Annotated in this window: 17 protein-coding genes; 7 read left to right on the top strand and 10 right to left on the bottom strand. The window is 70.8% G+C overall.

Annotated features, from left to right (window positions below; translation table 11 throughout):
• The first annotated feature begins 305 nt into the window (after nucleotides 1-305).
• Genes ACZ562_RS26130 through ACZ562_RS26120 form a run of 3 tightly spaced genes read left to right on the top strand, consistent with a single transcriptional unit; the run spans nucleotide 306 to nucleotide 5,864 of the window.
• A complete protein-coding gene (locus ACZ562_RS26130; protein ID WP_471183601.1) occupies nucleotides 306-1,991 on the top strand; it encodes an NAD(P)H-dependent oxidoreductase subunit E in 1,686 nt (561 codons plus the stop codon).
• Nucleotides 1,988-4,675 carry a formate dehydrogenase subunit alpha gene (gene fdhF, locus ACZ562_RS26125; RefSeq protein ID WP_471183599.1) on the top strand — a complete coding sequence of 896 codons (2,688 nt, stop codon included), beginning with the start codon at nucleotides 1,988-1,990 and terminating at the stop codon, nucleotides 4,673-4,675. Before ACZ562_RS26130 ends, fdhF begins: the two co-directional genes overlap by 4 nt.
• Nucleotides 4,676-4,700: 25 nt before the next feature.
• Nucleotides 4,701-5,864, top strand: coding sequence for an HAD-IC family P-type ATPase (locus tag ACZ562_RS26120; RefSeq protein ID WP_471183596.1), 1,164 nt, complete (start codon nucleotides 4,701-4,703; stop codon nucleotides 5,862-5,864).
• 97 nt (nucleotides 5,865-5,961) lie between these two features.
• Here the strand turns inward: ACZ562_RS26120 and ACZ562_RS26115 are convergent, their stop codons facing one another.
• From ACZ562_RS26115 to ACZ562_RS26095, 5 genes are all read right to left on the bottom strand, one after another.
• Nucleotides 5,962-8,571, bottom strand: a complete 2,610-nt coding sequence (locus ACZ562_RS26115) for a cation-translocating P-type ATPase (protein ID WP_471183593.1) — start codon at nucleotides 8,569-8,571, stop codon at nucleotides 5,962-5,964.
• A 140-nt stretch (nucleotides 8,572-8,711) separates the two neighbouring features.
• The gene (locus tag ACZ562_RS26110) at nucleotides 8,712-9,590 is read right to left on the bottom strand and encodes a potassium channel family protein (protein ID WP_471183591.1); all 879 of its coding nucleotides are present in this window, start codon (nucleotides 9,588-9,590) and stop codon (nucleotides 8,712-8,714) included.
• 135 nt (nucleotides 9,591-9,725) lie between these two features.
• A complete protein-coding gene (locus ACZ562_RS26105; protein ID WP_471183588.1) occupies nucleotides 9,726-10,451 on the bottom strand; it encodes a hypothetical protein in 726 nt (241 codons plus the stop codon).
• A gap of 278 nt (nucleotides 10,452-10,729) precedes the next feature.
• Nucleotides 10,730-13,129, bottom strand: a complete 2,400-nt coding sequence (locus ACZ562_RS26100; RefSeq protein ID WP_471183586.1) for a glycoside hydrolase family 65 protein — start codon at nucleotides 13,127-13,129, stop codon at nucleotides 10,730-10,732.
• Nucleotides 13,130-13,188: 59 nt separating this feature from the next.
• Complete coding sequence (locus ACZ562_RS26095; protein WP_471183583.1) at nucleotides 13,189-14,064, bottom strand: universal stress protein; 876 nt, start codon at nucleotides 14,062-14,064, stop codon at nucleotides 13,189-13,191.
• Nucleotides 14,065-14,222: 158 nt separating this feature from the next.
• Here ACZ562_RS26095 and ACZ562_RS26090 point away from each other — a divergent pair, with 158 nt between their 5' ends.
• The 3 genes from ACZ562_RS26090 to ACZ562_RS26080 all read left to right on the top strand — a co-directional run bounded on the left by ACZ562_RS26090 (nucleotide 14,223) and on the right by ACZ562_RS26080 (nucleotide 15,560).
• Nucleotides 14,223-14,357, top strand: coding sequence for a hypothetical protein (locus ACZ562_RS26090; protein WP_471183581.1), 135 nt, complete (start codon nucleotides 14,223-14,225; stop codon nucleotides 14,355-14,357).
• Between the two features lie 106 nt (nucleotides 14,358-14,463).
• On the top strand, nucleotides 14,464-14,865 hold the full coding sequence (locus ACZ562_RS26085) for a Crp/Fnr family transcriptional regulator (RefSeq protein ID WP_471183904.1): 402 nt from the start codon (nucleotides 14,464-14,466) through the stop codon (nucleotides 14,863-14,865).
• A gap of 23 nt (nucleotides 14,866-14,888) precedes the next feature.
• A complete protein-coding gene (locus tag ACZ562_RS26080) occupies nucleotides 14,889-15,560 on the top strand; it encodes a CBS domain-containing protein (RefSeq protein WP_471183578.1) in 672 nt (223 codons plus the stop codon).
• A 54-nt stretch (nucleotides 15,561-15,614) separates the two neighbouring features.
• Here ACZ562_RS26080 and ACZ562_RS26075 read toward each other — a convergent pair whose 3' ends face one another.
• Nucleotides 15,615-16,544 carry a pyridoxamine 5'-phosphate oxidase family protein gene (locus tag ACZ562_RS26075; protein ID WP_471183576.1) on the bottom strand — a complete coding sequence of 310 codons (930 nt, stop codon included), beginning with the start codon at nucleotides 16,542-16,544 and terminating at the stop codon, nucleotides 15,615-15,617.
• Nucleotides 16,545-16,629: 85 nt separating this feature from the next.
• On the opposite strand from ACZ562_RS26075, the gene ACZ562_RS26070 reads away from it, so the two are divergent.
• Nucleotides 16,630-17,304, top strand: a complete 675-nt coding sequence (locus ACZ562_RS26070; protein WP_471183574.1) for a CBS domain-containing protein — start codon at nucleotides 16,630-16,632, stop codon at nucleotides 17,302-17,304.
• A gap of 51 nt (nucleotides 17,305-17,355) precedes the next feature.
• Here the strand turns inward: ACZ562_RS26070 and ACZ562_RS26065 are convergent, their stop codons facing one another.
• Genes ACZ562_RS26065 through ACZ562_RS26050 form a run of 4 tightly spaced genes read right to left on the bottom strand, consistent with a single transcriptional unit; the run spans nucleotide 17,356 to nucleotide 20,190 of the window.
• Nucleotides 17,356-17,814, bottom strand: coding sequence for an Hsp20/alpha crystallin family protein (locus tag ACZ562_RS26065; protein WP_471183571.1), 459 nt, complete (start codon nucleotides 17,812-17,814; stop codon nucleotides 17,356-17,358).
• Nucleotides 17,815-17,817: 3 nt separating this feature from the next.
• The gene (locus tag ACZ562_RS26060; RefSeq protein WP_471183568.1) at nucleotides 17,818-18,129 is read right to left on the bottom strand and encodes a DUF1876 domain-containing protein; all 312 of its coding nucleotides are present in this window, start codon (nucleotides 18,127-18,129) and stop codon (nucleotides 17,818-17,820) included.
• A gap of 11 nt (nucleotides 18,130-18,140) precedes the next feature.
• Complete coding sequence (locus tag ACZ562_RS26055; protein ID WP_471183566.1) at nucleotides 18,141-19,532, bottom strand: nicotinate phosphoribosyltransferase; 1,392 nt, start codon at nucleotides 19,530-19,532, stop codon at nucleotides 18,141-18,143.
• A gap of 40 nt (nucleotides 19,533-19,572) precedes the next feature.
• Nucleotides 19,573-20,190, bottom strand: a complete 618-nt coding sequence (locus ACZ562_RS26050; RefSeq protein ID WP_471183563.1) for an Rv1733c family protein — start codon at nucleotides 20,188-20,190, stop codon at nucleotides 19,573-19,575.
• Between the last annotated feature and the right edge of the window lie 123 nt (nucleotides 20,191-20,313).

Genomic DNA, 20,313 nt, shown 5'->3' with positions numbered 1-20,313 from the left:
GTGTCCTCGTATGCATCGTGCGTCTCCCGGGGAGCGGCGCGCTGGGGCCGGATGGTCCCGACCGGGTGGGCCGTTCAGCCCCTACCAGGTAGGGGTAGCCGGGCGGAGGCCTGAGGGAGCGAGCTGGAAGAGGGCGCGCTGCCATGGGCGCCGTCGATGTCGTCGTTGTCCTGGCCGCCGCAGGACTGATCGCCGGGCTGGGCAGGTTCAGGCGGTGCCCTGTGCTGGTCGCGCGCCTGAACCGAGGTCGTACGCAGGCGGGTGCCCGGGATGCGGCCTCGTCCCGCTGCCTCCACGATGAAGACATGGTTCCCGTCGGTCCCGCCGACCGTTTCGACGCGTTCCGTGCCCTGGCCGACCGCCGCGGGCGGCCCGGAGGCAGGTTGATCGAATCGCTGGCCGGGGCCAGGGCGGGAACAGCGAACGGTCCCGAGGTCTGGGCTCCGGCTGTCGCCGCCCAAGTCGGACTGCCTGCTGCCGCCGCGCTCGGACCCGCGAGTTACTACGCGGACCTCGCCACCCCGCACAGCCGACGTCATGTCCGGGTGTGCGCCGCTACTGCCTGCTTCGCGGCACAGGCCGGACGGCATCTCACCGACGTCGAGGACGCACTCGGCGTCATCCCTGGCACTGCTTTGCCGGAAGGTGACGTGTCGGTGCAGGCCGTCCGTTGTCTGGGCTACTGCTACGCGGGGCCCGCCGCGCTCGACGGCGACACGCCATGTACGGGTCCGACGCTCGCCGGTCAGCTCACCGGACGGGAGCCACCGTCAGCGCCGGGGATCCCGGCGGTCGACGACACCGGTGACCCGGTTCTGCTGGGTGGCGTGCTCTCCGCTGAGCCCGCGTGGCAGGTGTGGCCGGCGGCGGTGACGACGGGCATCCCGGACGAGGTTCTCAGCGAGGTCGCGGCGTCCGAACTCCGAGGGCGCGGGGGCGCCGGTTTCCGGGTGGCGGCGAAGTGGGAGGCGGCCGGCCGCGCCCCCGGCACGGTGGTGGTGGCCAACGGCGACGAGGGGGACCCTGGCTCGTACGCCGATCGGCTGTTGATGGAGGCCGACCCGGCGCGGGTGCTGGAGGGGCTGGCCCTGGCCTGTTTCGCGTGCGGGGCCAGTCAGGGCGTGGTGCTGGTGCGCTCCGAATACCCGGCGGCTCTCGCACGGATGCGGGAAGCGGTGGGGCACGCGTATGCCGACGGCCATCTCGGCCCGTCCGTGCACGGGACGGCCACCGCGCTCGACATCCGGCTCGTCGAAGGCGCCGGGTCCTACGTCGCCGGTGAGGAGACCGCGCTCATCGCGGGGCTGGAGGGCAGCCGGGGATGTGCCCGGCCGCGCCCGCCGTACCCGACCGAGCGTGGCCTGTGGGACGCGCCGACCGTGGTCAACAACGTGGAGACCCTGGCGGCCGTGCCATGGATCGTCCGGCGTGGCGGAGAGGCGTACGCCCGACGCGGCACACACGCCGAGACGGGGACCAAGCTCGTGTGCCTCTCGGAGCGGTTCGCCCGGCCGGGATGTTACGAGGTCGAGCTCGGCACGTCCGTGCGTCGGATCGTCACGGAGCTGGGCGGCGGCCTGAAGGACGGCGCCCGGCTGGCCGCTCTCCAGGTCGGCGGACCACTGGGGGGCTTCCTCGCCGCCGACGCGCTGGACGTACCTCTGTCGGAGGCCGGGCTGTCGGCTCGGGGCGCCGCCCTGGGCCATGCCGGGATGGTCGCCTTCGACGAGCGCGTGGCACCGGAGGACGTGTTGCGGCATGTGTGGGAGTTCGCCGCGGCGGAGAGCTGTGGGGCGTGCTCGCCCTGCCGGGTCGGCTCGCACCGCGGCCTGGAGATGGCATCCGCCGGGACGCCGCCGGGTCAGGAGTGGGAGCGGCTGTCGAGGGTTCTGGCAGAGGCCAGCCTGTGTGCCTTCGGACGGCGAATCCCGCCTGCCGTGCACAGCCTTTCCCGCGCCTACGAAGATCGACTGGCGGGATGGGGCCGATGACCGCAATCGCGATCCAGGTCGACGGCACCAGAGTCGAGGTGCCCGAGGGTTCGTCGCTGCTCACGGCCGTGCGGGCGGCCGGGGTCGAGCTGCCCGCGCTCTGCTCCGACGACCGGCTCAGCCCTGCCGGGTCCTGCCGTTCGTGTCTGGTACGGGCCGACGGGCGTATCGCTGCGGCCTGCGCCGCCCCGGTGTCCCCTGGTGCCCGGATCGAAACTGCGACTGATGATCTCGTGGGGCTGCGCAGGGACGTGGTGGAGGTCATCGTCTCCGCTCTGCCGCCCCGGGCGCTCGCCGACGGGAATCTCAGTGAGCTGGCCTACGTCTGCCGGTCGATGGGCGTCGGCCCCGAGTCGGCGCAGGGCGCCGGCGGCCGGGGCGGGGACGAGTCCCACCCGTACGTCCATCTCGACCGGGACCTGTGCATCGCCTGCGGCCGGTGTGTGCGGATGTGCTCCGAGGTGCAGGGCACGTTCGCCCTCACGCTGGTCGGCAGGGGCGGCGACACGGTCGTGGCCCCGGGCACCGGCGGGCCTTGGGCCGAGTCGGACTGCGTGGCCTGCGGCGGCTGCGTCGACACCTGCCCCACAGGCGCGATCACCCAGCCCGGACCGGCGCGCGGGATCACTTCGGCGTTCCGGTCCGCGGCGGCCCGGACGCGCACCACCTGCGGCTACTGCGGCGTGGGCTGCACCCTCGATGTGGTCGCCCAGGACGGCGACGTCGCGGCGGTACTGCCCGCCCGGGACGGCCCGGTCAACCACGGGCACGCGTGCGTGAAGGGCCGCTTCGCCCACGGATTCCGCACGTCCCCCGAGCGGCTCACCCGGCCCCTGCTCCGGCGCGGCGGCACGCTGGAGCCGGTCGGCTGGGACGAGGCGCTCGCCCACGTCGCCCGGGGACTGCGGGCGGCCGTCGACGCCGGCGGCCCGGATACCGTGGCGGCGATCTCCTCGGCCCGCGCCACCAACGAGGACAACTACCTCGTCCAGAAGTTCATGCGGGTCGTCATCGGCACCAACAACGTCGACAACTGCTCCCGGCTCTGCCACTCCCCCTCGGCCGCCGGCCTCACGGCATCCTTCGGACTCTCCGGCGGCACCGACACCTTCGACGACGTCGAACGAGCCGACTGCCTGCTGGTGGTCGGCGCCAACCCCGTCGAAGCCCACCCCGTGGTCGGAGCTCGCCTGCTGCGGCGCGTGCTGCACGGAGCCAAGCTGGTCGTCGCCGACCCCCGCGCGATCGGGCTCGCCCTGCACGCCGATGTCCACCTGCGTCCCCGCCCTGGCACCAATGTCGCGCTCTTCCACGGGCTCGCCCACATCCTGGTCGCCGAGGGGATGGCCGACGAGGAGTTCCTTCGCGAGCGGGCGACCGGTCTGCCCGAGCTCACCGAGCTGCTGGCCGACTACCCGCCCGACCGGGTCGCGGGCATCACCGGCGTGCCTGCCGCGGACCTGGTCACCGCCGCCCGCCTCTACGGCAGCGCCGAGCATCCGGCCATCGTCTACGGCCTGGGCGTCACCGAGCACCTCCACGGCACCGACGGCGTACGGTCCCTGGCCAACCTTGCGATCCTGCGCGGCGCCGTGGGGACCGACCGGGGCTACGGTGTCAACCCGCTGCGGGGCCAGAACAACGTCCAGGGCGCCTCCGACATGGGCGCCCTGCCGGACCTCCTGCCCGGGTACGGAAAGGTGACCGACCCGGCCGTCCGCTCGCGGGCGGAGGACGTCTGGGGCGTACCGGTCCCCGCACGGCCAGGGCTTCGGATCCCGGACATGTTCGCCGCCGCACGAGCCGGAGACCTGCGGGCCCTGTGGGTCATCGGCGAGGACGTCTGCGCCACCGACCCCGACGCCAACCGAGTGGCCCAAGCCCTGGACGCCTGCCCGCTCGTCGTATGCAACGAACTGTTCCTGTCCGAGACCGCCCGGCACGCCGACATGGTCCTGCCGGTCGCCTCCTGGCTGGAGAAGGACGGCACCTTCGTCAACTTCGACCGCCGGTTCCAGCGGGTCCGCCCCGCCGTGCCGCCGCCGGGCGAGGCCCGAACCGACTTCGACATCGTTCGGGCCCTCGCCACAACGATGGGAGTCGACCTGGGCTGCGCGACTCCCGCCGACGCCCTCGCCGAGTGCGCTCTGCTCGCGCCCGTCTTCGCGGGTCTCTCCCACGACCGGCTGGACCACGAGGGCGCCGTGCCCTGGCCCTGCCGCGCCCCCGACCAGCCGGGAGAGGCCAAGCTGTACACGGAGCGGTTCGCCACACCGGACGGCCGGGCCCACCTCGCCGCCGCCCCCTACCTCCCGCCCGGCGAGCAGCCCGACGACGGATATCCGCTGGTCCTGGTCACCGGGCGGCGCTGGGCACACTACAACTCCGGGAGCATGACCCGGCGCGGCGACAACCTCGCCCTCGACCCGGTCGACTTCCTCGACCTCCACCCCGACGACGCCGCCCGGTACGAGCTGCGGGGCGGCGAGCAGGTCACGGTGGAGAGCCGGCACGGGCGAGCCCGGCTCATCGCCCGCGTCAGTGAACAGACCGCTCCCGGACAGGTCTTCTGTTCCTTCCACTTTCCCGCGAGCGGCGTGAACCGCCTCACGTCCGACCATGCGGACACCGTCACGTCCTGTCCCGAGTACAAGGTCACGGCGGTCCGCGTGGCCGCGCCGTGACGGCGATGGTCCGAGGTACTAGGCGATGGGTACCGGAACTCCCGTACTGACGCCCGGAGACGGGAGCCGCGGGCCGGAAGCTCCGAGCGGGACCCGCGGCCCCGCGGTGCTGACGTTCGCGACCGCGGAGGTTTTCGCCACGCTGGGCACCTCGCAGCGGGGAATGGCGTCGGCGGAGGCGGCAGCGCGGCACGACCGGTACGGACCCAACCAACTCCCGCCCGCCGGGCGAAGGGGGCTGTGGCGAAACCTGGTCGGCCAGTTCACCGACCTCTTCGCCGTCGTGCTGCTCGTCGCGTCGGCCATCACGTTCCTGGCGTACGAACTTCAGGAGCCCCGGGACCTGGGAACCCTGCAACTGGCCGTGGCGATTCTCGGTGTGGTGGTGCTGAACGCGGCCATCGGCTTCGCGCAGGAGTACTCCGCCGAGCGAACGGCGGAGTCGCTGCAGGCCATGGTGCCGCACGCCTGCCGGGTGCTCCGCGACGGGGAGCGGCGGGAGTTGCCCGCGCGTGACCTGGTGCCCGGAGACGTCGTCGTTCTGGAGGCCGGGGACGCGGTACCGGCGGACTGCCGCCTCGTGGAAGCACACGAGGTCACCGTCAACAACGCGGCTCTGACCGGGGAGAGCGACGCCGTCAGGCGTACGGCCGACCCGGTGGCGGCCGGACCGGTGCTCCAGGCCCGCAACTGCGTGTTCATGGGCACCGATGTCGTGGCGGGCTCCGCGAAGGCGGTGGTGTTCGCCACCGGCGCGGCGACCGAGTTCGGAGGGATCTTCCGGCTCGCCGCCGCGGCGCCGCGGCAGAAGACTCCGCTGCAGCACCAGGTGGCCTTGATGGCCCGCAAAAACAGGAGATCCACACCGCGTTCCAGTGGCGGCCGTCGTCTCGGTCGAGGGCACGGCCACGGGGTCAGGGGGACCCGCAGACCACCTCGACGACGTGGCCCGCCTTCTCCTCGCGGGTTCCCGTCACGGACCACCGCCGTCGGCTGGTGGGTGCGGTCAATCGCACCGACCTACTCCGGTCGCTCATCCGCAACGACGACGAGATCCGCGAGAAGTCGAATCGAGGATCCTCCGGCGCGAATTCCGCCTAGACGGCGGCTTATTCGAGGTGACACTGGAGAACGGCGTCGTGACCGTGGCCGGGGAGCTGAAAACAGCGCTCGTCCCAAAGCCGCTTGAGACGATCCGGGAGATCGACTACGTAGTCGACGTGGTCGACGACCTCAGCCAGACCGGGGCTCAGCACACCGTGCTCCGCCCGGGCAGAGCAGGTACATCAGCCCCCCGGAGCGCTTGGTTCCACCGAGGCGACGCGCCGTTGTCGCTCCGGCCACAGCCGTGTCTGCACACGCATGACCACGTGGCCGAGGCCGGACAACGCGCAGGCGATCGCAAGGTCGCTGAGCGACAGCGGTTCCGTACCCAGCAAGTCGCGCAGGGCAGGCAGGTAGACGCCGGCCGCCTGTAGGGCCAGGGCCGCGCCCACGGCGACCAGCAGGAACGGGTTAGCCAGACTCCCCGGACGGGCCCGGGAACCGAGCGCCACTCCCAGCTGGGTCGCGCCGAGAACCAGGAAGATCATGGACTGCCAGGGGCGGCCCGTCTCCCGGGCCCACACGCCGGCCACCAGGGTCACCGTGGCGACGAAGGCCCCCATGAACAGGATCCGCGGCCACAGCCCGGCGCCCAGCACGCTCTCCTCGGGGGGCCGGGGCGGGTGACACATCGCGTCCGGGGCGACGGGCTCCGCGCCGAGTGCGACACCGGGCAGGCCGTGCGTGAGCAGGTTGATCCACAGGATCTGCGCGGGGAGCAGCGGCAGCGGCATCCCCAGGAAGGGCCCGAGGAGCATGACCACGATCTCCGCGGTGCCCCCGGCCAGCGCGTAGAGCAGGAACCTGCGGACGTTCGCGTAGACCCGGCGCCCCTCCTCCACAGCCGACACAATCGTGGCCGGGTTGTCGTCGGCAAGCACGAGATCGGCCGCCTGGCGCGCCACCTCGGTGCCTCGACGGCCCATGGCGACGCCGATGTCGGCCTGGCGCAGCGCCGGGCCGTCGTTGACGCCGTCCCCGGTCATCGCCACCACATGCCCCGCAGCGCGCCACGCCTGGACGATGTCCAGCTTCTGCTCGGGCGTGGTGCGGGCGTAGACGCGTACGCCGGTCAGTTCGCCCGCCGTGCCTTCCCGGATCCGCTCGCCGGTGGTGACCTCCTCGTCCCGGGAGGCGATGCCGAGGCGCCCGGCCACGGCACGTGCGGTCAGCGGGTGGTCACCGGTGATGAGCACCGGGACGATGCCGGCCCGTTTACAGGCCGCGATGGTCGTCTCGGAGGCGCTGCGGGGCGGGTCGAGGATGCCGACGAGGCCCAGGAGCGACAGGCCCGACTCCCATGTCCCCGGCAAGTTTGCCGGCTCCTCATGGTCGGCCGATGCGACGGCGAGCACCCTGTACCCGCCTCGTGCCAGCGCCTGTGCGTGAGCCGCCGCTCGGGCGAGTACGTCCGGACCGTCGGCCAGCACCTGCGGCCGGAGCAACGCTTCCGGTGCCCCTTTGCAGGCGACCCGCACACCGCCCTCCGGTCGGCGATGCACGGTCGTCATGCGCTTGCGGCCGCTGTCGAACGGAATCTCCTCCTCCCGCGGCAGTTCGCGATCCAGCGCCGTCCGGTCCAGTCCGAGGCGGACCCCGGCCGCGAGCAGGGCGGCCTCCGTGGGATCGCCCAGTGCTCGCCACTCCGTGGAACCGTCCGACGGGGGCTCCAGCGCCGCGTCGTTGCACAGCATCGCGACACGCAGCAGCGCCGCCAGATCGGGCGCATCGCCTTCGGTGACCGTCTCGCCGCCTCGGACGACCCGGCCCTCGGGTTCGTAGCCCGTACCCACGACGGTGGCCTCCCCGCGCGGCGTCCACAGCCGTTCGGCGGCCATCCGGCCCTCGGTGAGGGTGCCGGTCTTGTCGGTGGCGATCACGGTGACCGAGCCAAGAGTCTCCACCGCGGGCAGCCTGCGGACGATCGCGTGCCGGTCCGCCATCCGCCGGGCTCCCAACGCGAGGGCAAGCGTCACCACAGCAGGCAGGGACTCCGGTACGGCAGCGACGGCGAGGCTGATCGCCGCCACGATCATCAGCTCCACGGGCTGACCGCGCACCAGCCCTAGAGCGAGGACGACGGCACACCACACCACGATGGCGGCCGCCAGAACCCGGCCGAACCTCGCCAGCCGCCGCTGCAACGGCGTCAGGCCGGGCGCGGCACCCATCAGGGACGCGATTTGCCCGAGCGCGCTGCCGGCTCCCGTGGCAGTGACCACGACGCGGCCCCGGCCACGGACGACGACCGTGCCCGCCGACACCGTGCCACGCGACGCGTCAGGGTCAGGAGCCTTCTCCACGGGAATGGACTCGCCCGTCAGCGAGGACTCGTCCGCCAGCAGCAAAGCGGCTGCCATGACGTCTCCGTCCGCGGGCACGATGTCCCCCTCGGCCAACAGGACCAGGTCACCGGGCACCACATCAGCAGCCGGGATGGAGCGTTCCTCGCCTCCCCGCACCACCCTTGCGGCGGGGGCACTCATCGCGGACAGGGCCGTGACCGCCTGCTCTGCCCGCACCTCCTGCACCACGCCGACCACGGTGTTCACCGTGATCACGAGCAGGATCACGGCGGCATCGGAGAGATCACCGGTGGCGATCGTCAGAGCGGCGGCCACCAGCAGCACCAGGATCAGCGGGTCGCGCAACTGCTGCAGGACCCGCCGCCACACCGGGGTCCGCGGTTCCGTCGGGACCTCGTTGGGCCCGTAGCGCGTCAGGCGACGCGCGGCTTCGGCCTGCGACAGCCCAGCCGCAGAACGTGTCGTGCCCCGGGCTTCGCCCGCCATCGACCACTCCCGTCGTGCAGAGAACGACCGTTCCGGGGAGGACTGGTCTCCACCCGCCAGATTGCCACCGCCAAGGCCGGCCATCGATGACGCGCGCACCGGAGCGGACGGAGGAGCGTCGCACCGTTACGGGCGAGTGATCAGGACTGTGTGAGACTGCGCCCGTGGTCGACGGCGTACGCGGCGAAGACTTCCGTCGGGCTTCCACCGGTGTGCAGAAAACGCTGATCGAGGATGGAGGCAAGGTCGCCGAGCGCACCGGCGAGCACGTCGCCCGTCAGACGCACGTCCGGTCGGCGGGCGGCCTGCCCGCGCCGGGCAAGGTCAGAGGCATAGCCGACCATGGCCGCCAGGGACGCGTGGTCCTCACCGTCATGGAAGTAGTAGGCCTCGGCGTACTGGGTGAAGTCGATACGGACCCGCACCACTTCGGTGGCGAGGCTGTCCAGCATCAGAGCCCCTACAGCGCAGTCGAGTTGCCCTGTGGTCGGGTCCGACCGGCGGAGGAGAGCCAGCCGGACCGCCAGGACCCTTCTGCGTGCCAGGGCCGGGTAGATTTCGAGGACCCAGGAGACGGTGGCGGTCAGGAGGGCGAATCCGACGAGGGCTTCCAACGGCGCCGCGACGCGGAGCCAGCCCTCGGCAGGCACGACGTCCCCCAGTCCGAGAGTGGCGACGGTGACGAGCGACAGGTAGAGGGCGTCGAGCAGGTCCAGCTGCTGCGACGGGCGCGAGCCGCCGGTGAAGGCGAACGCCTCGGGCATGTGGGGCCAGTACACGATGGCCCAGCCCAGGATGATCGTGGCGGCCCACATACCCACCACCGTCACCATGGCGAGCGGCCCGACGAGCCCGGCCACGCGCCCGCGCGCCCGCACATGATGGGACAGTCTCCACAGTGCGGTCATGACGAGTCGGCTCAGACCGCCGTGGCGGGTGGGGTGCCAGAGGGTATGGAACAGGTCTCGCAGAGCGGCCATGACCAGCCCGGCTCCCGCCAGTGAGACCAACCACTCCATGCACGTCTCCCACGGCCTGTTGCGTGGAGCGGCCTGCGCGGCGCCGGCAGCGAAGGCCGCCGCCCTGCCGCCCGAGTCGGCCCTTCTCCATGAGCCTTTACTTCGTGCGATGAGAGCGCTCCGGTGTTCGCCGGCTCACTCGGACTGCAACTCGCGAACTCGGGCACGGAACATGCGCCAGCGCCTCTCGTTCTCATGCACGAGCGTCGCCGACTCCGCCATCAGGTCGGCAGCCCGGTCGAACAGCTCAGAAGCCGAATAGAGGTAGGCAGGGGCGTTCCGCATGCTTCGCAGGTCGGCGCGAAGCGCCACCGGAGAGAAGTCGACCTGGGCCAACAGGTCAAGTGCGCGGCGCAGCAGCCGCGCCACCAGAGCCTGCATTCCGGCCGACTGCCAGTCATTGGCGATGATCCGGTGCCGCTCCCCCAACATGTCGGCAAGCGCCGGGTAAGCAGCCAAGCTCCCAGCGATCTCCCACGCCTGCTCCATCGCCTGGGCCAGCCAGGCACCGCCCTCCTCGGTGTCATCGGCAAGCAAGCCGACTTCATGCTTCAGCCTCCGGAGCTCGGCTGGCTCGTTCTCCCCTTCCATGAAGAGAATCCCCGACTCCGCCACGAGTCCTGGGGCATTCAGATCCTCCGCCCCGGCGAACGCGATCGCCGACGTCTGCTCACCGGCCTCCACCGCGCTCCACCGGTCGGCCAGTGCCTTCAGCGCCCGAGATCGCGCTTGGAGCTCGCCAGCCTGCCGCAATGGGGCCTGTGAGTAGTACTGCTCATGCTCTCGATGGAACCGTGAGAGGTTGTCGATCACTTGCAGCAGTGACTCGGGAGGAGTCGGCTGCGCGTGTTCCTCGGGCATGCCGAGAGTGTGCAACACGTCTCACGCCCACGGCATCAAGACACACCCACCAGGGCAAACACCTGCTCTTTCGGCCGGATGGACTCGCGTTCCCGCCCCGCCCCCGTCCTCGCCGGTGGAAGGACCGCCGATGGCCGCGTCACTCACTCAGAAGATACCGGGGAATAGCCCTTGCGACCGAAGGCGACACCGGGAAGCCGACTCGCCCGACCCCGGGTACGTCTCATCCAAGTCATGAGATCAGTCGCCGTGTCTGACACTCTGTCGTGCCGGACGGATCAGTTCTCCGGCAGCAGGAGCGTGCAGGTCTCTCCGGGTGCGACGGTGACGGCCCGGTCGGGCAGGACCACACGGATCGGGGACTCCTCCGAGTCGGGCACGCCGATCCGCAACTGTCCGCGCAGCAGCCGGACGCTGACGCCCCAGTGGCCGCGGTAACGCAGTGAGAACCCGTACTCGGACAGCGCCGGGAGGGGCACCGGGTCCAGCCGGAGGGCGTCCTCGCGGGGCTCCAACCCGGTCAGGCCACGCTGCACCAGGTCCAGGGTGCCGGCCATGGCGCCGAGGTGGATGCCTTCGCCGGTCGTGCCGCCCTGGAGGTCGGCGACATCCTGTTCCAGGGCTTCCTGGCAGTACTTCCATGCCTCGGCCTGTCTGGCCCGCGCGAGGACCCAGGCGTGAACGAGGCCGCTGAGGGTGGAGCCGTGGCTGGTGCGCTTGAGGTAGTAGTCGACGGTCCTGCGCCAGATCTCGTCGTCCACGTCGTAGCCGAGGCGGCGGAAAAGGTCCCGCAGCTCGGCGGCCGAGAAGAGGTATCCGAGCATCAGCACATCGGCCTGCTTGGAGGCTTGGTAGCGGTTGACGGTGTCGCCTTCGGCCTCGAGGATCCGGTCCAGCCGCCGGATGCTGTCGTAGCGCGCTCGGTACGCTTCCCAGTCCAGCTCGACGAGATCGCCGTAGCCGTCGAACTGGCTGATGACGCCCTGGTGGAACGGCACCCGCAACCGCCGTGAGATCTCCTCCCATTCAGGGAGTTCGCCGCTGTCCAGCCGGATGCGCTCGAACAGTTCTTCCCGACGCCATGCGGGCAGGCGCCGTACGAGGTCCAGGGCGCGGCTGAGGACCCAGGCAGCGGTGACGTTGGTGTACGCGTTGTCGTCCAGGCCCGGCCGGGCGGCGTCCGGGTAGCGGTCGTGGTATTCGTCGGGGCCGACCACACCGCGGATGCGGTAGCGGCCGTGCTCGGGTGCGAACTCCGCGCTGTCCGCCCAGAAGCGGGCGATCTGCAACACCATCTCCGCGCCCTGGGCGTGCAGATACTCGGTGTCGCCGGTCGCTTCGCAGTACTGCCACACGTTGTAGGCGATGGCGGAGCCGACGTGGTGCTGGAGCCGGGAGTTGTCCGGCAGCCAACGGCCCGAACGGGGATTGAGGTGCATCTGCTGGGTCTCCTCACGCCCGTCGCTGCCGCTCTGCCACGGGTACATGGCACCGCTCCGGCCTGCCGCGCGAGCAGCACGGCATGCCTGGGGAAGGCGCCGGTGGCGGTAGTTGAGCAGCGCCCGCGCGACCTCCGGGAAGTGCAGGTTCAGATATGGCAGTACGAACAGCTCGTCCCAGAAGACATGGCCCCGGTACGCCTCGCCGTGCAGCCCCCGGGCCGGCACACCCACGTCCAGTTCAACGGTGTGCGGCGACAGCGTCTGCAAGACATGGAAGAGATGCAGACGCAGAACACGGCCCGCCTCCCCGGGTACCTGGACGTCCGCCTGCCGCCACAACCGCTCCCACGCCTCCACGTGGGAGTTCAGGAGCGCCGAGAAATCCCCGGCAGTGGTCACCCGGTCGAGCACCGCCCCGAGTGGGTCGCTGATCGCGAGGTCACGTCCGGTGTGCAGGGCCACGGTCTTCTCGACCACGGCCGGTCGACCCGGCGAGACCGGGATCACCAGCCGGTGTACGGCACGGTGGTGAGACGGGCGGAGCTCGGACGCCGCGGGTCGTTGTCCCGTGACCACCGTACGCGCCGCCATGCTGACACCGATGTCGGAGCTGCTGGTCCGGCACCGCAGCCACGTCGTGTCGGTGCCCGCCTCCCCGGTCCGTATCCCGGTCAGGTGTTTGCGGTTGAGGGACCGGTAGCGGTGCACGTTGCTGTTGGTCACCTCGCCGTCCAGGACGGACTCGACCTCGACCTCTCCGGACCGCTCCTCGGCCGTGAAAACGGTTCGCAACGCGGCCAGATGAGGGTCCGCCATGTCCACCAGGCGACTCTGTTCCACGCCCAGCACGCCTGCCTCATCGTCCTGGTACCGAAAGGTACGCGTCAGCGTGGCGTGGCGCAGGTCCAGGGTGTGGCGGTAGTCGAACAGTTGCCGCCTGGCGGGAGAGAACCAGGGGCCCGCCGATCCGTCGGCGGAGCGGAGACGGAAACGCAGGAGCAGCCAGTTGGGCAGATTCACCAGGTCCTCGTTCACAACCCGCCGCCCTGCCACGGTCGACTCCAAGCGGTTGTAGACCCCGGCCGCGTAGGTGGCCGGGTAGTGCACCAGGCCCGCCCTGCTCTCGGGTACGGCGCCGCGGGTGGCGAAGTAGCCGTTGCCGAGCGTGCACAGCGACTCGCGCAACCGCTCGGCATCGGGGTCGTATCCGTCGTACTCCCAGGTCCACTCCGACATCCGTCGCCCTCACCTTCTCCCCTCCCGAGATGTGCGGGAGCGTGAGCCCGCGCCGGAGTTCAGGCTGGCTGCGGGACGACGGCCACCGGGCACTCCGCGTGATGCAGCAAGGTGTGGGCGACTCTGCCGAGTTGCAGACCGAAGTGACCGTGCCGCCTCAGCGCCCCCACGACGACCAGGTCGGCGTCGGCCGAGGCGTCGAGGAGGACCTTGTGGGCAGGGCCTTCGACCGCTTGGCGCCGCACGTCGACCTGAGGATGATTCCGTACGGCGTCGCGCAGTGCGTCGGTGAGGAGGGTGGAGGCCCGTTCCTCGTGGGAGCGGGCGGCATCGTCCGCGATCAGGGGGCTGTCCACATGTTCATGGGCGGGGCGACGCCAGGCCCGTACCGCACGCAGGGCGGAGCCGCGCGCCTCGGCCTCGCGGAAGGCGAACCGCACGGCGGCCGAGCCGTCGGTGGAGTCGCCCACACCGACCGCCACCCGGTCGAAGGAGCCCCGCCGGTTCCGCTCCCCGCCGCGGACCACGATGACCGGGCACACGGCCCGGGCGGCCACGGCGAGGCTGACCGATCCCAGCAGCAGTCCGGCGACCTCGCCACGACCGCGGGATCCCATGATCAGGGCCGAGGACTCATGCGCCGCGTGCAGCAGCACGGACACCGCGTCGTCGGGCAGCACCTCGCTCGACACCTTCACCTTCGGGTCGCGCAGCCGGGCGCGTTCCGCGCAGGACGCGGTGATGTGCTCGGCCATGACCTCTTCGGCCGGACGGTCGGTGCCGAAGGAGGGGCGGACTCCCTCGTAGCGCTTCCACAGGGAGGCGTAGACGAGCCGCAGAGACAGCCCGAGGCGCGTCGCCTCGTCCACCGCCCAGTCCACGGCCTCCAGACTGGAATCCGATCCGTCGACGCCCACGACCAGCGGGAGCCCCATGATCCCTACCGCCTTCCTGCATGGCCACTGCGAGATCCCCCTGTAAATACCGTCGCACCGCCCCCGGTCCATCGCGACACGTGGACGGGCTCTCGGAGGCAGACCTCGGCCCGGGGTTGCACCGTGACGAATTGCGGCGATGGTGGAGTCATGCGGCCATGGCACAGCGCCGGGTGCCACTCGGCATCACCGCCACGGTCGTCGCATCGGCCCGGTCCGTCGTCCTGCCGACCGGACGCGGCTCGGGGCCCGTCGACGAGATCAGGCACGCCGTGGTGGGACGTCGTCCGTGACCGATACGAGCCCGCCTCCGCTTCGAACTCTCGAGAAGGGAAGGCCACTGTGGTTGCGAGACCCGGCGTCTTCGGCGCCCTGAGCAAGGAGCACCGCGAGCAGCTGATGTCGCTCGCTCGCGAGGTGTCGTTCGCGACGGGCGAGCGCATCTTCGACGAGGGCGGCAAGGCCGACCGCTTCTGGATCATCCACACGGGCACGGTCGCCCTGGACCTTCACGTGCCAGGTCGGCGGGCGGCGGTCATCGAGACCCTCGGCGCCGGACGGCTGCTCGGCTGGTCCTGGCTGGTCCCTCCCGAGCACTGGCATCTGGGGGCAGAGGCCAGCAGCCCGGTGCGCGCCTACGAGTTCGACGCGGCGGCGGTCCGTGAGATGTGCGCCCATGACCCGGAGCTGGATCACGAACTGTGCACCTATGTCCTCGGCGTCCTGGCGCGCCGACTCAGGTCCGCCCGGGTGCGACTGCTCGACCTGTACGCGCCCTACGGCGCGGGCGAAGTGCCCTGACGAGGCGAGACGAGGAGACCCGAGTGCCTGAGACCCCGCACATCGTGAGCGATGTGATGACGCAGACGGTCGTGGCCGTCGGACGCGACGCACCTTTCAAGGAGATCGTCCGGACCATGGAGCAGTGGAAGGTCAGTGCCATGCCGGTCCTGGAAGGCGAAGGCCGCGTCATTGGCGTCGTCTCCGAGGCCGACCTGCTGCCCAAGGAGGAGTTCCGCGACAGCGACCCGAGCCTCCTCGAGCAGCGCCGGCGCCTGTCCGACGTTGCCAAGGCAGGGGGCGTGACGGCTGAGGAGCTCATGAGTACGCCCGCGATCACGGTCCACCCCGACGCCACCTTGGCCCAGGCGGCGAGGATCATGGCCGTCAGGCACGTCAAACGGCTGCCCGTGGTCGACGCCCTGGACATGCTTCAAGGCATCGTCAGCCGTGCCGATCTGCTGAAGGTCTTCCTGCGGTCGGACGAGGACATCGAGGAGGAGGTACGGCGCACGGTGGTGTCCTACCTCTTTCCGGCCTTCAGCCACGCCATCCACGTGAACGTGCACGAGGGAGTCGTCACCCTCCGCGGACACATCCGCGACACCTCGCTGATCTCGGTTGCCGTGCGCCTCATCCGCGCGGTGGAGGGCGTCGTCGACGTCGAGCCCCATCTCACCGGCGAGTCCACGGCGGGTCTCAGGCGCGAGCAGTGAACGGTCGGGCCCAACGGGTACGCGGAAGGTGCGGAGCCGGCCGGCGCTCCTCCCTCACTGCTCGGCCGACGTGATACGGCGCCCTGTGATGCGCGTGGGCTGGATCGACACCCACATCTCGCGTTCACCCCCTGGCCACGGCTCGGTGTGGGCGCGATCGACCAGGCTCCGCGCCGCGTCGGGGTCGGTGACCTCGCGCGCGGGTCCGACCACGAGCACACTCCAGCCCTGGCTCCTGGCCTCGTCGACATGGTCGACCTCGAAGGCGACGTCCGATCCCACAGCCGCCGCCGGGACCGAGTCCGGCGCGGTCCGGAACGCGATCGCATCGTCGACCACCTGGTAGTTCACCGGAACCACCGCCGGGCCGTGCGCTGTCGACACCGCGACGCGCCCCACGCCGTGCGTGGACAGCAGGGCGCGGCATTCGTCGGCGCCGAGGTCCAGCAGCTGAGGGTGCAGAAGCCCCTGCCCCAGGCCGGGTGGCAGATCGAGGCCGCCGCCACGCAGAGCGACGATGGTGGTGCCCAGCGCGTCGGCCAGGCTGACGAGGGTCGCCAGGGACGGGTCGGCCGGCTGTTCCTCGAGGTATGCCAGGTACTCCGGCGCCATTCTGGCGCGGCGGGCCGTCTCCTCCCGGGTCAGTCCTCGGCGTGTGCGTTCGGTGGCAACGCGGCGGCCGATGTCACCCGGATTGGGGGGCCTGCCCGGCGGGGTTCCGCGGGGCTCGGCGCTGCTTTGCCCGCCTGCCTGGCTCGTCCGTGGCCGGGAAGGCTCGTGGGTGCTCCCGGGTCGGTGTTCGATGTGATGGATGTGTGCGTCGGGGCCCGGAAAGACGAGGGTCACCTCGTCCGTGTCCGACCAGCGCACGTCGTAGGGTGGGGTGCCATCCTCGTGGTGGAGTCCGACAATCTCACCGTCCCGCCGGGTGGCGCCGGTGGTAGGGCTCTCGACCACGAGTTGATCGCCGAGTTGAGCTCGCATGATCGCCGCCGTTTCCTCAGAATGCTGCTGTGACCCAACGTCCCACGCGCGGCGTGCCGCCGCATGGGCGGAAGGGAGAGGCCACATGCACCACCGCACGGTCGAAGAGCTCATGACCCGAGGCGTCGTACGAGCACGGCGCGACATGCCGTTCAAGGAGATCGTCAAACTCCTCGCGGAGAACGACGTCACCGCCGCGCCCGTCGTCGACGAACTCGACCGCCCCATCGGTGTGGTGTCCGAGGCCGACCTGCTGCGCAAGTCCGCCGCCCAGGCCGACCCGTCCGGCTTGACACCGGTCCCGCATCTGGAGGCGTGGGAACGCGCCAAGGCCGAAGCCGCCAGGGCCGAGGAGCTGATGTCGGCTCCTGCCGTGTGCGCGCGTCCGGAGTGGACCGTGGTCGAGGCGGCTCGCCTCATGGCGGTTCACAACCTCAAGCGGCTGCCCGTCGTGGACGAGGCGGACCGACTGCAGGGCATCGTCAGCCGCAGTGACCTGCTGAGGATCTTCCTGCGCCGTGACGACGCCATCCGCGACGAGATCACGGGGGACGTGCTGCGGGGAACGCTGGGGCCCGTCGCTTCTGATGTGACGGTCGAGGTTCGCGAAGGGCGCGTGAGCCTCGGTGGATCCGTCGAGGTCGAGACCCTGATCCCTGTGATCGAGCGGCTGTGCCAAAGCGTTGACGGCGTGGTCTCTGTAGCCGGGCACATCGCGCACCGGGCGGCCGGCTCCGGGAGTTCCGCAACCGACGGATGAGGGCAGGCAGTCTCTGCATCCGCACAGCCGCTGCCTGCCCCCGTCCCTGGTTCAGCCGACGATCTCGATGCGATGCGCTTTGCCCTTCTCGGCTTTCGGGACACGCACGGTGAGAACCCCGTTGGTCAGCTCGGCGCTGATGTGTTCGGTGTCCGAGTTCGGCGGCAGACTCGTGCGGTAGTCGAACTCCCCGACGTGACGGGTGCGCCGCCGGACCACGCCGCTGCGTTCCTTCTCCTTGATCTCGCCGTGGACATCGATCTCGGAGTCGGTGACCTCCACGGTGATGTCGTCCTTCTCCACACCGGGAAGCTCCAGTTCCACCAGGTACGCGTCCTCGGTGTCCTCGATGTCCGCCAGCGGCGCCCATGCCCCGGCGGTGCCGAGTTCGGCGCGACCCGGGAAGGCGGACTGCATGAGCCGGTCCATGCGAGTGTGCAGGTCCTCAAGTTCGCGGAAAGGGTCCCATGCCGGAAGGGAACCCCGGCCACGACGGACAGGTTGCGTCATCGGTCATCCTCCTTGCATCTGATCCGGCGACGGCCAGCCGGCTTCCGGGCGAGCCCCCCGCTCGGCCGCTGCCGCGCCCATGCCCTCGATGTCACGCTCGGCAACGTCCACCAGCTGTCGGCCGAGGTCGTGCAGGGCCCTGCCCGCCGCCAGCTCGTCACCGATCTCCGGCACGTCCATGTCCATGGGGTTCCGGTGCGCGTCCCCGTGCCCGGTGAGCTCCGTTGTTCCGGTGTCCAGCACCACACGTGCCTTGGTCGTTCCCTCGTCCTCGAAGAGGTAGAGGCGAACCTTCCATTCCACGGTATGCGGCATCACTGTCCTCCTCATCTCGGTGCGGTGCGTCGGGACCCCGTTGTGCTCCGCTCGTGGTCACGCAGATCCACGGATGAGGCCGGGACCGCGTCTTCGATACGACGCCTGACCTGGTCGGAGAGGGCGGTCAGCTGTTCCGAGGTCCTCGCCCGCGGCGTGACTGGGGCCTGGATGCGGCGTGCCTCGGGCGGGAGCCCGGCCAGGTCGGCGGCGAACTTCTCCCCGCCCTCGTCCAAAGTGGCCCGCTCGACGACGCGCCTCCCGTTCCGCATCACCGTCTCCAGCATCGGTACGCCCTCCCCCGGCGGCTGCTCGTCACGGAGTCCGATCACGTCCGCGTATCCGGGGCGGCGGAACACCTGCTTCTGCCCGGGGGCGGTCACCTTGGCCGAGGAGAGCTTCATCACCGGCCGGTCGTCGTACTCGACCATCTTGTAGGCCGAGTCCAGGAACGGGGCGTCGGCCGACACCCCGACGCGGGTGCCGACGGCGTAGACGTCGATCGGCGCTCCGGAGCGGACCAGTTCGTCCACGCCGTACTCGTCGAGACCGCCGCTGGCGATGATCCGTACGTGCGGCAGTCCCGCCGCGTCGAGGATGTCGCGCGCCCGCAGTGCCAGGGCTCCCAGGTTCCCGCTGTCCAGCCGTACGGCCGAGCCGGGCCCACGGTCCAGGTCCCGCAACACGCGGGCCGCGACGCGGACCCCCTCCTCGGTGTCGTAGGTGTCCACCAGGAGCGTCACCGGGCCGGGGTGGCTCCGGGCGAAGGCCCGGAAGGCCGCCTCCTCCGTGCCGAACGCCTCGATGTACGAGTGGGCCATCGTGCCGACGGCGGGCAGCCCTTCGGCGGTGGCCGCGGCGACGTTGCTCGTTCCCGCGAATCCGACCATGGCGCTCAGCCGGGCGGCCTGGTAGCCGGCTTGGAGGCCGTGGGTGCGGCGGAGGGAGAAGTCCACGACCGGGTGTCCCGCCGCGGCCAGGACGCACCGTGCGGCCTTCGAGGCGATCGTCGTCTGATGGTTGACCTGGTTGAGGACGTACGTCTCGACCAGCTGGGCCTGCGGGAGCGGAGCGGTCACCTCCAGCAGCGGCTCGCCTGCCAGGACGATCCGCCCCTCCGGCACCGCCCGCACCCGGCCGGTGAATTCCATACCGAGCAACGGCTCCAGATCACGCGCCGACCGATGCAGGACCGAGGCAAAGGCGTCGACGTCCTTCGGGCCGACCCGGAAGCGGGACAGGAAGTCCAGCGACGACTCCAGCCCGGCGGCCACAAGAAATCCCCGTTCGGGCGGCATGTCGCGGACGAACAGGCTGAATGTCGCCGGGCGGTTCATCCCCTCCCGTAGGTACGAAAGCGCCATCGTGACCTCGTACAGGTCCGTGGTCGTGGCATCGGACATCTGCGTCACCTCCTGGACGACGCCCCAGGACCCCGGCCTGTCACCTGTGGAACCGCGCGGACCAGAGAGGTTCCACCCGGTCCCATTCGGCGTCCCACTGCGCGTACCTTCCGCGGTCCAGCGCCAGGCGCACGCCCTTGCGCGCCACGGCGAAACCGGCGTACACGCCGACCGCTGTCATGCCGCCCACCAGCCAACCGGTGGCCTGCGCGTTGCGCGCGGACATCGGCGGGCCCTGAACGGTTCCTTCCCGGTCCACCCAGATCCGCACGGTCGAGCCCGCGTTCTGGTCCACGGGTACGCGGGCGGTTCCCGTCCGCTGCCGACCGTCTTCACCGGTCCAGCTGAGCTGGACCTTCTGTCTCTCGTCCGCGGCACGGCCCGATGCTGCTCCCGGGGCGGAGGTCACCCGAGCGGTGACCTGGAACCGATCTGCGGACTGGGCTTGGACGATGCGCATCGTCGACTCGTGAAGCGCCAGCCCCGCGCTCACCGGAGCCGCGGGCATTCCGAGGACAAGGACCGCCAGCAGGAAACCGGAGCACCAGGTCTCGACCCGATCAGACGTACGCCTGAGTGGGTTCGCGCCCTTGGACGTGTGCTGCTCCCGGTGCGGTCGGTGGGAACCCGACGCGTGCGGCGGATCCTGTGTGCTCATGGCCTGGCCTCCAGCCGTTGCTGGCGCTTCCCCCCACCACGTCTGTCTCGCTCACCACCCTCCAACGGCGGCAGTGCCAGATCACGGGGCCAAAGGTCCCTGCCCACCAGACACTCGACCCCC

It is taken from the genome of Streptomyces sp. NPDC040410 (assembly GCF_055595715.1).
Note: the sequence above shows the minus strand (reverse complement) of the source record. Positions and strands in the feature narration are given on the sequence as shown.

What these genes read in the sequence shown, in the direction of transcription:
- ACZ562_RS26055 (WP_471183566.1), bottom strand. Translation starts at nt 19,532, where the DNA reads ATGTCCGATGCCACGACCACGGACCTGTACGAGGTCACGATGGCGCTT.
- ACZ562_RS26110 (WP_471183591.1), bottom strand. Translation starts at nt 9,590, where the DNA reads ATGGAGTGGTTGGTCTCACTGGCGGGAGCCGGGCTGGTCATGGCCGCT.
- ACZ562_RS26090 (WP_471183581.1), top strand. Translation starts at nt 14,223, where the DNA reads ATGGCACAGCGCCGGGTGCCACTCGGCATCACCGCCACGGTCGTCGCA.
- ACZ562_RS26075 (WP_471183576.1), bottom strand. Translation starts at nt 16,544, where the DNA reads ATGCGAGCTCAACTCGGCGATCAACTCGTGGTCGAGAGCCCTACCACC.
- ACZ562_RS26085 (WP_471183904.1), top strand. Translation starts at nt 14,464, where the DNA reads ATGTCGCTCGCTCGCGAGGTGTCGTTCGCGACGGGCGAGCGCATCTTC.
- ACZ562_RS26115 (WP_471183593.1), bottom strand. Translation starts at nt 8,571, where the DNA reads ATGGCGGGCGAAGCCCGGGGCACGACACGTTCTGCGGCTGGGCTGTCG.
- ACZ562_RS26065 (WP_471183571.1), bottom strand. Translation starts at nt 17,814, where the DNA reads ATGACGCAACCTGTCCGTCGTGGCCGGGGTTCCCTTCCGGCATGGGAC.
- ACZ562_RS26120 (WP_471183596.1), top strand. Translation starts at nt 4,701, where the DNA reads ATGGGTACCGGAACTCCCGTACTGACGCCCGGAGACGGGAGCCGCGGG.
- ACZ562_RS26060 (WP_471183568.1), bottom strand. Translation starts at nt 18,129, where the DNA reads ATGCCGCATACCGTGGAATGGAAGGTTCGCCTCTACCTCTTCGAGGAC.
- ACZ562_RS26050 (WP_471183563.1), bottom strand. Translation starts at nt 20,190, where the DNA reads ATGAGCACACAGGATCCGCCGCACGCGTCGGGTTCCCACCGACCGCAC.
- ACZ562_RS26095 (WP_471183583.1), bottom strand. Translation starts at nt 14,064, where the DNA reads ATGGGGCTCCCGCTGGTCGTGGGCGTCGACGGATCGGATTCCAGTCTG.
- ACZ562_RS26070 (WP_471183574.1), top strand. Translation starts at nt 16,630, where the DNA reads ATGCACCACCGCACGGTCGAAGAGCTCATGACCCGAGGCGTCGTACGA.
- ACZ562_RS26130 (WP_471183601.1), top strand. Translation starts at nt 306, where the DNA reads ATGGTTCCCGTCGGTCCCGCCGACCGTTTCGACGCGTTCCGTGCCCTG.
- fdhF (WP_471183599.1), top strand. Translation starts at nt 1,988, where the DNA reads ATGACCGCAATCGCGATCCAGGTCGACGGCACCAGAGTCGAGGTGCCC.
- ACZ562_RS26100 (WP_471183586.1), bottom strand. Translation starts at nt 13,129, where the DNA reads ATGTCGGAGTGGACCTGGGAGTACGACGGATACGACCCCGATGCCGAG.
- ACZ562_RS26105 (WP_471183588.1), bottom strand. Translation starts at nt 10,451, where the DNA reads ATGCCCGAGGAACACGCGCAGCCGACTCCTCCCGAGTCACTGCTGCAA.